This window comes from Mycobacterium sp. NGS34 (assembly GCF_059812845.1).
In genome coordinates this window covers 446996-461116 of record NZ_JCALDM010000001.1, presented here as the reverse complement: position 1 = coordinate 461116, position 14121 = coordinate 446996, and the positions used below count along the sequence as shown (strand labels likewise).

Annotated in this window: 14 protein-coding genes; 5 read left to right on the top strand and 9 right to left on the bottom strand. The window is 69.4% G+C overall.

Features of this window, described 5'->3' with window-relative positions:
• Positions 1-7: 7 nt before the first annotated feature.
• Both AC5Y7V_RS02295 and AC5Y7V_RS02290 read right to left on the bottom strand, forming a co-directional pair.
• A complete protein-coding gene (locus tag AC5Y7V_RS02295) occupies positions 8-1579 on the bottom strand; it encodes an AMP-binding protein (RefSeq protein WP_499878422.1) in 1572 nt (523 codons plus the stop codon).
• Positions 1576-2466: an SDR family NAD(P)-dependent oxidoreductase gene (locus tag AC5Y7V_RS02290; protein WP_499878901.1), complete on the bottom strand. Its 891-nt coding sequence runs from the start codon at positions 2464-2466 to the stop codon at positions 1576-1578. The genes AC5Y7V_RS02295 and AC5Y7V_RS02290 overlap by 4 nt, the downstream gene beginning before the upstream one ends.
• Positions 2467-2720: 254 nt before the next feature.
• Between AC5Y7V_RS02290 and AC5Y7V_RS02285 the strand changes: the two genes are divergently transcribed.
• Positions 2721-3485, top strand: a complete 765-nt coding sequence (locus AC5Y7V_RS02285; RefSeq protein WP_499878421.1) for a cutinase family protein — start codon at positions 2721-2723, stop codon at positions 3483-3485.
• A 4-nt stretch (positions 3486-3489) separates the two neighbouring features.
• Here the strand turns inward: AC5Y7V_RS02285 and AC5Y7V_RS02280 are convergent, their stop codons facing one another.
• From AC5Y7V_RS02280 to AC5Y7V_RS02270, 3 genes are all read right to left on the bottom strand, one after another.
• Positions 3490-4866 (bottom strand): aldehyde dehydrogenase family protein, encoded by a 1377-nt coding sequence (locus tag AC5Y7V_RS02280; RefSeq protein WP_499878900.1) that lies wholly within the window; start codon positions 4864-4866, stop codon positions 3490-3492.
• A gap of 35 nt (positions 4867-4901) precedes the next feature.
• The gene (locus tag AC5Y7V_RS02275) at positions 4902-5990 is read right to left on the bottom strand and encodes a phenazine antibiotic biosynthesis protein (protein ID WP_499878420.1); all 1089 of its coding nucleotides are present in this window, start codon (positions 5988-5990) and stop codon (positions 4902-4904) included.
• A 115-nt stretch (positions 5991-6105) separates the two neighbouring features.
• On the bottom strand, positions 6106-6891 hold the full coding sequence (locus tag AC5Y7V_RS02270) for an SDR family oxidoreductase (RefSeq protein ID WP_499878419.1): 786 nt from the start codon (positions 6889-6891) through the stop codon (positions 6106-6108).
• A gap of 138 nt (positions 6892-7029) precedes the next feature.
• Here AC5Y7V_RS02270 and AC5Y7V_RS02265 point away from each other — a divergent pair, with 138 nt between their 5' ends.
• Positions 7030-8007 carry an amidohydrolase family protein gene (locus tag AC5Y7V_RS02265; RefSeq protein ID WP_499878418.1) on the top strand — a complete coding sequence of 326 codons (978 nt, stop codon included), beginning with the start codon at positions 7030-7032 and terminating at the stop codon, positions 8005-8007.
• On the opposite strand, the gene AC5Y7V_RS02260 is transcribed toward AC5Y7V_RS02265, so the two are convergent.
• Positions 8004-8951, bottom strand: a complete 948-nt coding sequence (locus AC5Y7V_RS02260; RefSeq protein ID WP_499878417.1) for an oxygenase MpaB family protein — start codon at positions 8949-8951, stop codon at positions 8004-8006. The genes AC5Y7V_RS02265 and AC5Y7V_RS02260 overlap by 4 nt on opposite strands.
• Positions 8952-9053: 102 nt before the next feature.
• Here AC5Y7V_RS02260 and AC5Y7V_RS02255 point away from each other — a divergent pair, with 102 nt between their 5' ends.
• The 3 genes from AC5Y7V_RS02255 to AC5Y7V_RS02245 all read left to right on the top strand — a co-directional run bounded on the left by AC5Y7V_RS02255 (position 9054) and on the right by AC5Y7V_RS02245 (position 11893).
• Positions 9054-9647, top strand: a complete 594-nt coding sequence (locus AC5Y7V_RS02255) for a TetR/AcrR family transcriptional regulator (protein ID WP_499878416.1) — start codon at positions 9054-9056, stop codon at positions 9645-9647.
• 41 nt (positions 9648-9688) lie between these two features.
• Positions 9689-11065, top strand: a complete 1377-nt coding sequence (lipJ, locus tag AC5Y7V_RS02250) for a bifunctional lipase/adenylate cyclase LipJ (protein ID WP_499878415.1) — start codon at positions 9689-9691, stop codon at positions 11063-11065.
• 81 nt (positions 11066-11146) lie between these two features.
• Positions 11147-11893 carry a methyltransferase domain-containing protein gene (locus AC5Y7V_RS02245; RefSeq protein WP_499878414.1) on the top strand — a complete coding sequence of 249 codons (747 nt, stop codon included), beginning with the start codon at positions 11147-11149 and terminating at the stop codon, positions 11891-11893.
• A gap of 5 nt (positions 11894-11898) precedes the next feature.
• On the opposite strand, the gene AC5Y7V_RS02240 is transcribed toward AC5Y7V_RS02245, so the two are convergent.
• From AC5Y7V_RS02240 to AC5Y7V_RS02230, 3 genes are all read right to left on the bottom strand, one after another.
• Positions 11899-12705, bottom strand: coding sequence for an SDR family NAD(P)-dependent oxidoreductase (locus tag AC5Y7V_RS02240; RefSeq protein WP_499878413.1), 807 nt, complete (start codon positions 12703-12705; stop codon positions 11899-11901).
• Between the two features lies 1 nt (position 12706).
• Positions 12707-13159, bottom strand: coding sequence for an SRPBCC family protein (locus AC5Y7V_RS02235; protein ID WP_499878412.1), 453 nt, complete (start codon positions 13157-13159; stop codon positions 12707-12709).
• A gap of 240 nt (positions 13160-13399) precedes the next feature.
• Positions 13400-14092, bottom strand: a complete 693-nt coding sequence (locus tag AC5Y7V_RS02230) for an SDR family oxidoreductase (RefSeq protein ID WP_499878411.1) — start codon at positions 14090-14092, stop codon at positions 13400-13402.
• Between the last annotated feature and the right edge of the window lie 29 nt (positions 14093-14121).

Below are 14121 nucleotides of genomic sequence, written 5' to 3'. Positions count from 1 at the left end.
CCGGCTTCTAGGTCGACAACTCCTTGCGCACCACCTTGCCCGCGGGATTGCGCGGGATGCTGTCGACGACGTTGATGTCTCGCGGCTGCTCGAAGCGGGAAACCCTGCCCCTCAGGTAATCCCGCAGCACCTCCGGGTCGACGCTGCGCCCGGGTGGTGCGACCACGAAGGCCGCCAGCCGATGCCCGAATTGCTCGTCGGGAACGCCGATGACCGCGTTATCCGCGATGTCGGGGTGCTCGGCGAGCGCGTTCTCGACCGCGCGCGGGTAGACGTTCTCGCCCCCGGAGATGATCATGTCGTCCTCGCGGCCGACGATGTAGAGCCGGCCCGAGTTGTCGAGATAGCCCATGTCGCCCGTGCTGGTCATGGTGCCCACGACCGCCTTCGCGCCGCCGTCTGTGTAGCCCTCGCTCGCCAGCTCGCCGCCGACGAAGATGCGGCCGGTCACCCGCGGGCCGACGGGTCGGTCGTTCTTGTCGAAGATGCGCACCGGGCAGCCGGCGACGGGCTTTCCGACCGTCTCGGGGGCGTCCCGCAGGTCGGCCGGCGTGGCCAGCGCGCCGATCCCGACTTCGGTTGAGCCGTAACCGTTGTAGAGGATGTCGCCGTAGGCGTCCATGAACCGCTGCCCGAGGCTGGGATCGAGCCGGTCCCCGCTGGACAGCACCACCCGCAGGTAGGGCAACGGGTTTCGCGCCCGCACCCGCTGCGGTAGGTCCAGGATGCGCGCGAGGACGACCGGCACCGCGGTGAAGGCGTCGGCGCGATGCAGGGATGCCTGCGCGAGCGCGGCTTCGGCGTCGAAGTGGCGATTCGTCAGGACGGTGCCGCCGAGCGCGACCGTCAGCATCAGCATGCCCAGCCCCAAACCGTGAAACATCGGCATTGCCACCGAGATCCGCGACCCGGTCCGCAACCCGGTGCGATCGAGGATCGTCACCCACACGCCCACCGCCGAACGCAGCTGCGGGGTGCGTGGCACCCCCTTGGGCTTGCCCGTCGTACCCGACGTCAGCAGGACGATCCGGCCGGGCGCCGCCACGTCGGGCCTCGGATTCCGCCGGCCTTCGTCGCGGGCACCGACCGGCGCCGGGTCGACGAGCACGACCGATTGATCGGCGGCGCGCACCCGTTCCGCGAACTCGTCGTCGGCGACCATCGTGGTGATCCGATGCGCGCTCAGCGCGGCGGCCAGCGCATCGGTGCGGAAATCCGTATTGACGAGCACGACGTCGGCGCCGATCAGCGCGGCGGCGAAGAAGCCCTCGACGAATCCCCGGCCGTTGCGGCACATCACCCCGACGGCCTGACCCGAACCGGCGCCGGCGCGGGACAACGCGCGGGCCAGGGATTCGGTTTCCGAGCGCAGCTCGCGGTACGTGAGGGCGCCGTCGTCGTCGACGATTGCGGCGCGGTCGGGCCAGCGGGCCGCCGTGACCGCCAACAGCGTGTAGGGATTGGTGCCGCCGCGGCGCGCCTCGCGAAGGAGCCGGACCCCGGCCACCGGGGAAGGCGGACTGAGCAGTCGGGAGCGCAGCAGCGCGCGCACCGCGGTGGCGACCACGCCGTCCGTCATCGTCGGACCTCTTGCGCTTCGGTGTTGGCGAAGAAGCGCCGGTGCCACAACCGGGCCGCGCGATCGGCGGGCCCGGCCAGCAGCACCGAGGCCAGCTCGGCCGGCCACACCCAGGGCGGTTCGTTGGTGCGGGGCCGCTCGATCACCGCCTTGGCGATCGCGTCGGCGGCCTCGTCCGGGGACAGGCCGGGAAGCCGGCCCAGGATCGGTGTGGGCGCGATCATCCGGGTCCGGACCAGCGCGAAGTAGACCGCCGTGACGTCCACCCCGTCGGCGTGCAATTCCGGTGCGACGCTGCGCAACCAGCGGTCGAAGGCGCCCTTGGAGGCCTGGTAGGCGCCCCATTGCGGGCCGGGCACGACGCGCACCCCGACGCTCGACACGTTGACGATGTGCCCGCCGCCGCGCTCGCGCATGGCCGGAAGCAGGCCCAGCAGCAGCCAGATCGGTCCGAGGTAGTTGACGTCGATGGTGCGCTGGAAGTCATGGGGGCGGTCGTACTGCTGATGCAGGGAGCGGCGCAACGACTTTCCGGCGTTGCTCACCACGATGTCCAGCGCGCCGTGGTCCTCGGTGACCCGCTTCGTCAGCTCGCTGACCGCGGACTCGTCGGTGAGGTCGGTCGGACAGGCGACCGCGCGGCCGCCGCCGGCGTTGATGGCCGCCGCAACGTCCTCGAGCCTTTCCGCCGACCGGGCGACGAGTAACACCGTCGCCCCCGCCGCCGCCATCTTGCGGGCCGCGGCCTCGCCGATTCCGTACGACGCGCCGGTCACCAGCACGGTCTTGCCGGAAACGGTGCCGCGCAGCCTGTCGGGATCGGCGACCCGCGCCGGATTCGCCAGCCGATCGCCGGCCGCCGCCAAGGTTTTCGATATCACGTTCACGTTCACTGCCGCATCACTCCGAATTGCGCGCGAGGGGCGGCGCTGGCTTGACCGTATGCCTCGACTCGGACTACCGCTAGCAGACCACACTGAAACACCGGCCCGCGCCGCGGCCCGCATTCGACGTCTCGGGCGACCCGTCGCGGATCCGTCGCCGGCGCGCCGTCGCGCGTCCGCCGGACGTTTTACGAATCTGAAATAATTCGCTGGAAGATCACTGTTTAGGCAGGCGTTCAGATGGGCACAATTGCGGCATGATCGCACGTCACCTCCCTCGTTTCCTTGGTCCAGCGGTAGTCGCGGGGGCGGGGCTCAGCGCCTCCGTCTTTGCCCCAGCCGTCCCCTCCGCCCTCGCCCAGCCATGCCCAGACGTGCAGGTGGTGTTCGCCCGCGGTACCGACGAGCCGCCCGGCCTCGGCGCGACCGGGCAGGCGTTCGCCGACACCCTCCGCTCGCGCGTCGGCGCACGGTCGTTCGACGCCTATCCGGTCAACTACCCCGCAAGCCACGAGTGGGAAACGGGCCTCGACGGCATCCGGGACGCGGGTGCGCACGTCGTTTCGATGGCGCACGACTGCCCCAACACCAAGATGGTGCTCGGCGGCTTCTCGCAGGGCGCGGCGGTGATGGGGTTCGTCACCTCGTCCGCCGTGCCGGATGGGGTCGATCCCGCGACCGTGCCGAAACCCCTGGGTCCCGACGTGGCCAACCACGTCTCCTCGGTGGTGCTCTTCGGTACGCCTAACGTCCGGGCGATGAACTTCCTCAACCAGCCCCCGGTGTCGATCGGTCCGATGTATCAGGGCAAGACCATCAAGGTGTGCGCGCCGGAGGACCCGGTGTGCTCGGACGGCATGAACTTCGCCGCACACGATGCCTACGCCGACGACGGGGCGATGATCGACAAGGGCGTCGCCTTCGCGCTGAGCCGCCTTGGCGAGGGCCCCGCCGGACCGGTGGGCCCCGCGGGTCCGGCCACCGTCGTCGCGTCGCCGAATGGCGGGGGCTTCGGCAGCTAGGGGCCTAGTCGCTGACGAACCCCTTGTTGCGCATCAAGAAGTCCGGCAGGAACCCGTCGTGCGGGATTTCGGGTGCCGTATGGAAGGTCGGGTGGGGTCCGAAGTAGACGTTGGCGACGGTCGGTTCGGCGAGCAGGTCGTCGACTAGCCGTTCGTCGCCGGTGATGGCGGTGACCACCAGTGAATGCCGCAGTGGCTCGACGCCCGCGGCGCGCGACCACGGCGCCACCCACACGCACGGGAACGGCAACTCGGTGTTGAGCGTGTCGGTGAGCCGCCCGGAGCCGGGTTCGTCCAGCAGGTGCACCGCCGGACGCAGCGCCGCGCAGCCGTCGCCGATCGGGGCGACCACCCGGTCGGCGCCCAGCAGCGGCGTGCTCCCGGCGGCCTTGGCGGCGAGGTGGGCCGCGAGCGCCTCCGCCTTCTCGATGGGCTGGGTGGGCAGGATCGCGCGCTCGTCCGCGCCGGGCAGCGGCTCGATGTCCGCCAACCGCTGCGCGATCGCACGGGCCAACGGGGCGGGGTTGCCCTCGTAGAGCACCGCGGTGGCGTTGACGCACGCCATCCCGCCCAGGTTGGCGATCGAGTCTACGACGACGTCGAGGTGGTCGCGCCAGTCCCGGTCGGCGGTGATGAGGATCTTCGTGCGCCCGGGGCCGTTCACCATCACCGCGGGGTCGTCGGCGTACTTGTCCACCACATCCTGGCCGCCGTACACCATTGCAACGTCGGCCGAGCGGACGATCTCGTCGGCGCCGCCGTGGTCGGTGGGCAGATAGACCGCGTCTTCGGGCCGAAATCCCGCCTGGCGCAGGGCATTTACCAGCCGGTGACCGGTCAGCGGCTCGCGGCGCGATGGGCGCACCGCCACCCGGTATCCCAGCGCGAGCGCCTGGGGCCACAGGGCGTGCACACCCGGGCCGTTTCCGGCCGCGTGGACGGCGAACACCTCCCCGCGCCGAGCCCACACCGCACCGCCGCGACGGATGCGCTCGTCGCGCCAGTCGAGCGCCGCGCCGGCGGGCCGAGCCGGTCGGACCGCGCCGAAGGCCGAGGCGACGGCGTCGGCGACGCCGCGCGCGCCGGCCCGGGTGACGGCGATCGGCAGCCCGGAAATGCCGCTGGCCAGCCGCACGTACTCCTCGAAGTCCAGCCCGCCGATCACCGCGGTGGTGAAGAGCCCGGCCGCGGCGGCCAGCGCGGCTTCGCGCCGCTCGACGGGCAGCGGCCCGGTCCTCCGCTGCGCGGCGATGGTGCGCGAAACATACAGCGGCGGAACGATACTGAGCTCGGCAACCGCGGCGCCGGCGGTGCTGGTGATGACCTCCCGGTTGCGGGTGCGATACTCGCCGCCCGCACCGAGCGCATCGATGCGTACCAAATCCGTTGTCGGGCCCGCCTGTTGGTGTCCCACGGTCAGTAGACGCCTTCGATGACGGCCTCGCCCTCGAAGGTGGCGACGGGTCCGACCTCGCTGACGGAATCGCTGAGTTGGCCGGCCGGCCCCGGCATCCGGATGGCCAGGTCCCGCTCCAGGTTGTTGGGGATGAACATGCCCTTGCTGATGTGGTTCATCACCACCTGGCCGCGTTGCCCGTACGGCACCTGTTCTCCGGTGTCGGGGTCGACGACCCAGAACACGACGTAGGGTGTCCGCGGGTCGAAGACAAACGAGTCGCCGTCGACGGTTCGGGTGACCGCTTGCGAAAGCACCATGGTGCTACCGAAGGCCATGGTGATCGTCGTGTCCGGGAAGATGTCGCGCAGCAGGTCGAGCGTGTCGGCGTCCACGTGGGCGCCGCTGAGCAACAGGTAGCGGACCTTGTCGTTGACCAGGTCGACCACGCGGTCGTTGCGGGCGATGGCCTCGAGCAGCGGCGGGGTGGTGTGCAGATTGGCCACGTTCTGGGTCTGCAGCACGAACACCGCCTGCTCGACGACGTGGTCGATGTAGGCGGCCACCTCGCCGGCCGCCTTGCGGGCCGCGAGTTTCTTCACCCAGCGGGGGTCGATGTCGATCGCGTGGAAGACCGCGCCGAGGCGCTCGGAGACCAAGCGGGAGAAGTACCCGACGCCGTGCGGCCCGCTCGGCATCAGGCACAAAAAGCCCCGGTCCCGGACAAAGCCGCCCCCCGCGAAGTCCTCGGTCTGCCATTCGACGACCTGCGCGATCCAATCCGGCAGCTGCACAGTGCGTTTCGGGGCGCCGGTGGTGCCGCCGGATTCGAATATCTGGGGCACCGGCGGGGGCGATCCGTAGCCGCGCGGAATCAGGTCTTCGACCGGCGCGTCGCGCAATTCGTTGACGAGGTTGGGGAACAGGCGCAGCTCCGCAAAGCTTTTGACGTCGGTCAACGGGTCGAAGTCCAGTGTCTGTGCGGTGCGCAACCAGAACGGGGATCCGGTGTCGGCACCGAAATGCCACGCCATGGCGGCACGCAGGTACGCCTCGGGGTCAACGATCCGAACCGATCGGGGAACGTCCAACAGCGAAAAGTCGACCATGGGATCGATCCTGGCGCATCCGCGGCCGGCCGAACAACCGCGCCGGGGCGGGCCGGGCATACGGGCGCTGAACGTTGCCCCATGCCCCGGCGAACTCTTTGTGGCCGGCCGGTTTTCAGCCGTTGCGTGACTGGGCGACGGCCGCCACCATCGCCTCGTTCAGGACGGCAAAGGTGTCCTGATAGACGCCGTCGCGTTCGGCGCAGCGGAACGGCCTGACCCGCTCGACGATGATCTCGTCGGCCTCCGGTTGCGTCTGCAACAGGCTTATCGTCTCGGCGATGTACTCGTCCAGCGGCATCGCCCTGGGGTCGCTGGTGTCGAATCCCCGGCCGCGCTGCAGCTCGGTCTGCACGTGCGGGGGGATTATTTCGATCACCTGGACCGCGGTTGCGCGGAGCTGGAAGCGCAGCGATTCGGTGTAGGAATGCAGCGCCGCTTTGGTTGCGCAATACGTCGGCGTCACGGCGCTGGGGATGAAGGCGAGACCGGACGTGACGTTGAGGATCGCGGCCCGCGGCTTCTTCAACAGCGACGGCAGCAACGCCGCCGTCAGCCGGATCGGGCCCAGCAGGTTGATTGCGACCGTCAGCTCCGCCACGCTGGGGCCGGTCGTGGTGAGGTCCTCGAAGCGCTGGACGCCGGCGTTGTTGACGACGACGTTGACGTCCCGATAGTGGTCGGTCAGCTCGGTGGCGAACCGGCGGATGTCGGCGGGATCGCCCTGATCCAGCGAGAGCGTCTGGATGCCCGGGTTGGCCTTCGCGACGTCAGCCAGCAGTTCACGGCGCCGGCCGGCGATGACAACCGTATTGCCGAGCCGGTGAAACGCCTCGGCCAGACCGCGACCGATCCCGCTGCCGCCTCCGGTCACCAGCACCGTATTGCCCGTCATCTGCATGCCCGCTCCCCTCCCTCGGTTTCGCCTACCCCCTCACTTTCGTGCTTTCGGGGACCGATGGGTAGACCCCAGGGCGGATTGACGCGCGAGACCGCGCAATACTGCACGTCACGCGCTCACCACGGATAAGGGAGACCGATGCGCTACATCGCGTTGGAGGAAGCGTTTTTCGTGCCGGAACTGGCCGACCTGCAGCCGGCCCATCAACGACTCATGCAGCTGTTGAAACCCGAATTCGCCGAGCGGTACGAGCGCCGGCTGCCCGATTTCACCGAATACCGGCTGGCGGAGATGGACGACGCCGGCATCGACGTCCAGGTCCTGTCCCTGACCTCCCCGGGTTTGCAGGTCGACATCGACGCCGAGAAGGCGCGCACCAACGCCCGGCTCGCCAACGACTACCTGGCGAAAATCGTTGCCCGGCATCCCGATCGGTTCCGTGGGTTCGCCGCCCTGCCGCTCCAGGACCCGGCCGCCGCCGCGGCGGAGCTGGAGCGAGCCGTCACGCAGGACGGGTTGTGCGGCGGCCTGGTCAACGACTGCATCAGCGGGCCCGGCGGACGCTATCTGGACGCGCCCGAATACGACGAGTTGTGGTCCGCGGTGGAATCCCTTGGCCTACCGCTGTATTTGCACCCGGGCGCACCACCGGCGGATCGCTGGCGGGTCATCGACGGGCGCCCGGAACTGTACGGCGCGACCTGGAGCTGGGCCACCGAGGTCAGCGGGCACGCGCTGCGACTGGTGTTCGGCGGCGTGTTCGACCGGCATCCGGGAGCGACGCTGATCCTGGGCCACATGGGTGAGTTCCTGCCGTTTCAGCGCAGCCGGCTGGACTCCCGCTACGCCACGATCACCACGACGGCTCCGCTGCGCCGCCCCCCTTCGGCGTACCTCGGCACCAACGTCGTCTTCACCAACAGCGGGGTGTTCTCCCCGGCGGTGATGCTGGGCGCGGTGCTGGAGGTCGGCGCCGACGCGATGATGTTCTCGGTCGACTATCCCTACGAGTCGTCCCACGAGGCGATCCGGGGGTTCGAGCGGACGACGCTGTCCGAGCCCGACCGGGAGAAGATCGCCCACGGCAACGCCGAACGGCTGCTGCGCATCGGCTAGGCCGCGCGTTCGGAAGGGAAATTGTGCAACTTGCGCGGGTCGACGCCCGCGCGGCGCCACGCCTCGACCGCCCACGGCAGGTAGATGAACGACACGGGCAACCGGTTGATCAGCGGATTGAGCGCGCGCACCGCGGCGGCGAACCGCTGGAAACGCTTCTCCTTCTTGGCATCCCACTGCAGCTGGCACACCTCGCGCATCTGCGGCGGCAGGGTACCGACGAGCACCAGCCGGGTGTAGGCGTTCAGCGGCGCCGACAAGATCTTCCAGACCGGCCCCGGAATCCAGCGCGGGCCCGGTATCCCCTTGCGGATGTAGCCCGTGCCGTACAGCACGGTCTTGTGCGGGACGAACCGCTCGAGCATCTCGTCCCAGTACGCGACGAACTCGTCGTAGGTCTGCGGCTGGCCGCGGTCGCTGACCCCGTAGAGGCCGTACCAGATCTTGCCCTCGTTGAAGATCTGTTCCTTTTCCGCGCGGGACAACCGGCGAATGAACGTGTCGGCCGTGTAGATGACCTGGTCGACGAAGGTGGCGTGGGCCCAGTAGAACAATTCCGGGTTCAGCGCGTGATACCTCGAGCCGTCGCTGATGGTGCCCTTGATCGGTTTGTGGAAATCGCGGACCTTGCGGCCCCACTCGTGCGGGTCGGCGGAGTAGACCGTCTTCATCAGGGGCGGACCGGTTCGTTTGGCCCGGCCCAGCGTGTCGCTGAAGATCACCGAGTGATCGAGCACGCCCTGCGCGAGCTGCTCGATGCAGTTCTCCACGCCGGCGGTGCGCTGAAACCCGAAGAACTGGGTGCGGTGATCCCCGTAGAACTTCCACGTCAACGAGTCGGGCCCGAGCCGGGCCGAGGCGTCGGCGATTTCGTCGTCAACCGGCATGGGGACGGCTTCGCGCACACCGGTGTCGAACCCCTGGCCGGCCCGTTGCGCCGTCATCGCATCCTCCTGCCCGACATGCGTATGAAACAGAGAAACAAACGCGTATCTTTGTGTCAGAGTAACAGCGCCGCGCCGAGATGGCCGGGAGGGTGGTGATCCATGCAGAACCGCAGCCCCGACGGCCCTGTCGCCGAGGCGACCGACGTCGACCGCGCCATCTTGGACACCGCGCGAACGGTCTTCGAGACCTACGGCGTGCGCCGCGCGAACATCGAAGACATCGCGGCCCGCGCCGGGGTCAGCCGCAGTACCATCTACCGGCGCTTTCCGACCAAGGACCACCTGTTCGAGCACGTGGTGCGGCGCGAGGCCGAGGTCTTCTTCGGCACGCTCGACCGGGCCACCGCGGGCTGCACCCCGCAACAGGCCGTGATCGAGGCGTTCGCGCTCGGGGTGCGACTCGTCGGGGATTCCCGCCTGTATTCGCGGATCGCCGAAAGCGAGCCCGAGCTGCTCGGCATGTTTTCCCGGTCGCACGTCTTCCCGATTCGCCAGTTCGCCGACGGGATCGCACACACGCTGCGGCGCTGCGGGGCCGACATGCCCGACGCCGACCTCGCCGACATCGCCGACATCCTGCTGCGCGTCGCCCTGGGCATCATCGTGTTCCCCACCGACCGGCTCGACACCTCGGACCAGGCGGCCGTCCGTGACTACGCCGCCCGCCACCTGGTGCCGATCATCGGCCGCTAGCTCGGCCCGGCCTGTCGGAGGGCTGCACTAGCCTTGAATTCGTGGCTGGGTTTTCTGGGACACCACGAACCCGGTACGCCAGTTGCGGCGACACCGACATCGCCTACCAGGTGTTCGGCGATGGACCGATCGACCTGCTGCTGCTCCCGGGGCCCTCGATTCCGATCGACTCGGTGGACGCCGAGCCGTCGATGTACCGCTTTCATCGGCGGCTGGCGTCATTCGCCCGGGTGATCCGGCTCGACCAGCGCGGGATCGGGCTGTCGTCGCGCGTCCCCTCGGTCGACGTGATCGGACCGCAGTTCTGGGCGAAGGACGTCGTCTCGGTGATGAACGCGGTGGGCTGCGAGCGGGCCACGATCGTGGCGCCGGGCTTCACCTCGATGACCGCGCTCACGCTGGCGGCCGAGTACCCGGAACGGGTGAGCAGCCTGGTCATCATCAACGGCGCGGCCCGCAGTTTGTACGCCCCCGACTATCCGATGGGCGCAAAGATCGAGGAACTGGACCCGTATACGACCGTGTTAACCGACCCAGACGCCGTCGACCAGGGCTTCGACATGCTCGGCATCATCGCGCCCAGCGTCGCCGGTGACGACGCCTTTCGCGCCTGGTGGGACGCCGCCGGCAACCGCGCGGCGTCGCCCAGCATGGCGCGCGCGATGATCATGAGCATCCGGCACGCCGACGTGCGCGACACCCTGCCGCGCGTCACCGCGCCGACGCTGATCCTGCATCGCGCCGACTCCGAGTTCACCCCGGTCGCGCACGGTCGGTACCTGGCCGAGAACATCGCCGGATCGCGCTTCGTGGAGCTACCGGGCGAAGACACCCTGTACTGGGTCGGCAACACCGCCCCGATGCTCGACGAGATCGAGGAGTTCATCACCGGCATGCGGGGCGGCTCGGACGCGGAGCGCCTGCTCACCACGATTGTGTTCACCGACATCGTCGGCTCGACCGAACGCGCCGCCCTGCTCGGCGACGGCAGGTGGCGCGACCTGCTCGACAACCACGACACCATCATTCGGCACGAACTGCAGCGGTTCGGCGGGCGTGAAGTCAACACCGCCGGGGACGGGTTCGTCGCCACCTTTTCCAGCCCCAGCGCAGCCCTCGCGTGCGCCGACGACATCGTCGACGCGGTGCGGGTGCTGGGGATCGAGGTGCGGGTCGGCATTCACGCCGGCGAGGTCGAGGTGCGCGGGGCCGACGTGGCCGGCATGGCCGTCCACATCGGTGCGCGGGTGGCGGCGCTCGCCGACGCCGGCGAAGTGCTGGTGTCCTCGACGGTGCGCGACATCGTCACCGGCTCGCGCCACAGGTTCGCCGACCGCGGCGAGAGCGAGCTCAAAGGCGTGCCGGGTCAGTGGCAGCTGTGCGCCTTGGTCCGCGAGCGCGCCGCCGTCAGGCGGTGACGAACGGGTCGGCGTAGGCTGCCAGCGGGCCCCGAATCCGATTCCCGCTGCACCACTTGATTTTTGATCGAAGGAGTAAGCGTGACCGACGTGCATGTCTCGCTGCCACCCGCGCTGCGCCGGGCGCTGGATCTGCTCGCCGATCCGCCGGCGGATCCGGACGTGAGCAAGGGCTACCTGGATCTGCTCGGCGCCGGATCGGCCGGGGACGACGCCGTCCCGAAGAACAACGGACCGATCCAGGCGGCGTGGGCGTCGCCGTTCGGGTCGATGTTGTACGACAACGCCCAGGCCCTGTCGCGGCGGCTGATCAGCGCGTGGCAACTGCCCATCGAGTGGTTGAGCGTCCCGCCGGGCGGCGTGGCGCTGGACGTCGGCTCGGGCCCGGGCAACGTCACGGCGTCGCTGGCTCGCGCGGCCGGCCCCGAGGGGCTGGCGCTGGGCGTCGACATCTCCGAGCCGATGCTGGCGCGCGCCGTCCGCAATGAGGCCGGGCCGCAGGTCGGCTTCATCAAGGCCGACGCGCAACGACTTCCGCTGCGCGACAACACCGTTGACGCCGTGGTCTCGACGGCCGTGCTGCAGCTGGTTCCCAATCCGGCGTCGGCGCTGGCCGAGATGGCCAGGGTGCTGCGGCCGGGCGGCCGGCTGGCGATCATGGTGCCGACCGTCGGGCAGGCCGCCAGGTTTTGGCAAAAGCTGCCGAACGTGGGGGCGCACGTGTTCGGCGACGACGAAATCGGCGACATCCTGGAAGACAACGGATTCGCGAGCGTGCGGGTCAAGAACTACGGCACGTTCCAGTGGGTGCGCGGCAAGAACGGCTGAGATTTTCAGTCGCGTTTGAACGCGGGGTGACCGCGCCTCAGCACGGGCAGCAACAGCTCGGGAGGCGCGACCCGGAAGAAGGCGGACGCCACCCGGTTGACGCGGCCGGGCACGACGACGGCCTTGCCGGCCGCGAGCCCGTCGATGCCGGCCTGGGCGACCTTGGCGGCGGGCACCCACATCACTTGTGGCAGGGCCGATTCGGCCTCCTGCTTGGAGAAACCGGCCGCCTCGCCGAATCCGGTGTCCACGGGCCCCGGGCACAGCGCCGTCGCGACGACCCCGGTGCCGCGCAGCTCGCCCCGCAGACTGTGGGTGTAGGACAACACGAACGCCTTGGCGGCGCCGTACGCCGCCTGACCCGGCAGGGGACCGAACCCGGCCACCGATGCCACGTTCAGCACGGCGCCCCGACGGCGCTCGACCATGCCCGGCAGGAACCGGCTGCACAGGTCCACCACCGCGGCCACATCCACCTCGACGAGGTTAACCTCTTGCTCGGGAACGGATTTCGCGACCAGGCCAAGCGTCGAAAGACCCGCGTTGTTGACCAGGATGTCCGGAACCAGACCCAGGGCCGCGACGCGGTCCGGCAGACCCGCCCGCGCGCTCCGATCGGACAGGTCGGCCGGCAGCGGGTGCGCGTTGGGGCCCAGCCGCGCGGCCAGCGTTTCGAGACGATCGGCGCTGCGGGCCACCAGCACCACCTGATAGCGGCGCCGCGCGAGTATCTCGGCGAACTGTTCGCCGATACCTGACGAGGCGCCCGTGACGATGGCGGCGCGGTCGGCGCCCGGCGGTGGCAGGGCCATGTCAGCCGTCGCTCGCCTGGGCGAGCGTGGCGAGCCGGTCGATCGACTCGCGCAGCATGTCCGACGTCGTTGAGGCAGCCCTGGCCGCCCGGGTGCTGTCGTTCAGCTCGGTCCAGTCGTAGGTGTGGGTCACGCTGGTCAGCGTCGCGTTGATCGGCTGCAGCTCCCAGCGCCACAGGTGGCCGGGCGGCAGCTTCTTGGGCTCCGCCGGGCGCCAGGCGATCTTGGTGCCTTCGATGAATTCCACGACGTGGTTCTCCCGCACGGCGCCGTTGGTCAGCGTCATCTTGAACACGTCACCGACCCGGTGGACCCGCTGGCCCGGGGCTGCCGAGGCGAGGTTGTCGTTGCCGTCCCAGCTCGGCTGCTGGGCGGGATCGGCGATCAATTCGAAGATCCGCTCGGCGCTCGCCGAGATGACGCGGGTCGCGCTCACGATGCGTTCGGGTTCCATGTCGCCATCCAAACATGCCCGCCGGGGCGGCGCGGATGTGACTTTCGGCCGACGGTCGGGGACCTTCGGCCGTCGCAGCGTTCGCGGGCGCAATGCGATCGTGGTTTTTGCCGGGGCAACCCGGCGGCCTGTCCGAAGTGCAGCAAGCCCATTTTTGGGTGAGGCCCCCACGGCCTGCTTGACCCACCGTCACAAGACGGGGATCTGCCTTCGGACAGGCCATTTAACGTCGGCTGCCCGTTAACCCGCGCGCAGCGCCTCGACCGGTCCGGACAGCGCGGCCTTGACGTGCCGGGTGGCGTCGTCGGCCAACACCTCCACGTCGCCCCGCTCGATGCCGTCGACGATTTGCCGGGCAACCTCGCGCGGGTCGTTCTTCGGCACGTCGAAGCCGCTGGTCATCTCGGTCTCGGTGAAGCTCAGGTGCACGCCGGTGACCAGGGTGCCCTGCTTTTCGAGCTCGATACGCAGCGAGTTCGTCGCCGACCACAAGGCCGCCTTGGAGTCGCCGTAGCCGCCGAAGCCGGCCACCCAGGACAGGATCGAAAGGGTGTCGACCAGCGCTCCGCCGCCGTTGTCGGCCAGGATCGGCGCGAACGCCTTGGCGACCCGAAGGGCGCCGAAGTAGTTCGTCTCGAACACCGCGCGCACCTCCTCGATGTCGCTGCCGAGCAGCTTCGGCGCACCGATGATGCCGGCGTTGTTGATGACTATGTCGGCGTCGGAGGCCGTAGCGGCCAGCGCCGCAACCGAATCCGGCTTTGTGACGTCCAGTTCGAGCCTGACCACGCGAGGGTCCTCGCTGGGCTTGGGCGCCCTCGCGGTGGCGTACACCTTCGCCGCGCCCCGTCGCAGGAACTCGTCGACGATGGCCTTGCCCAGTCCCCGCTGCCCGCCGGTTACCACGACCGTCGAGCCGTTGATGTTGACCATGATGCGTACTCCTTGACTTAGTCGAAAGC

Coding starts and splice junctions, on each gene's coding strand:
- AC5Y7V_RS02295 (WP_499878422.1), bottom strand. CDS start 1,579: ATGACGGACGGCGTGGTCGCCACCGCGGTGCGCGCGCTGCTGCGCTCC.
- AC5Y7V_RS02285 (WP_499878421.1), top strand. CDS start 2,721: ATGATCGCACGTCACCTCCCTCGTTTCCTTGGTCCAGCGGTAGTCGCG.
- AC5Y7V_RS02275 (WP_499878420.1), bottom strand. CDS start 5,990: ATGGTCGACTTTTCGCTGTTGGACGTTCCCCGATCGGTTCGGATCGTT.
- AC5Y7V_RS02270 (WP_499878419.1), bottom strand. CDS start 6,891: ATGCAGATGACGGGCAATACGGTGCTGGTGACCGGAGGCGGCAGCGGG.
- AC5Y7V_RS02265 (WP_499878418.1), top strand. CDS start 7,030: ATGCGCTACATCGCGTTGGAGGAAGCGTTTTTCGTGCCGGAACTGGCC.
- AC5Y7V_RS02260 (WP_499878417.1), bottom strand. CDS start 8,951: ATGACGGCGCAACGGGCCGGCCAGGGGTTCGACACCGGTGTGCGCGAA.
- AC5Y7V_RS02255 (WP_499878416.1), top strand. CDS start 9,054: ATGCAGAACCGCAGCCCCGACGGCCCTGTCGCCGAGGCGACCGACGTC.
- AC5Y7V_RS02240 (WP_499878413.1), bottom strand. CDS start 12,705: ATGGCCCTGCCACCGCCGGGCGCCGACCGCGCCGCCATCGTCACGGGC.
- AC5Y7V_RS02235 (WP_499878412.1), bottom strand. CDS start 13,159: ATGGAACCCGAACGCATCGTGAGCGCGACCCGCGTCATCTCGGCGAGC.
- AC5Y7V_RS02230 (WP_499878411.1), bottom strand. CDS start 14,092: ATGGTCAACATCAACGGCTCGACGGTCGTGGTAACCGGCGGGCAGCGG.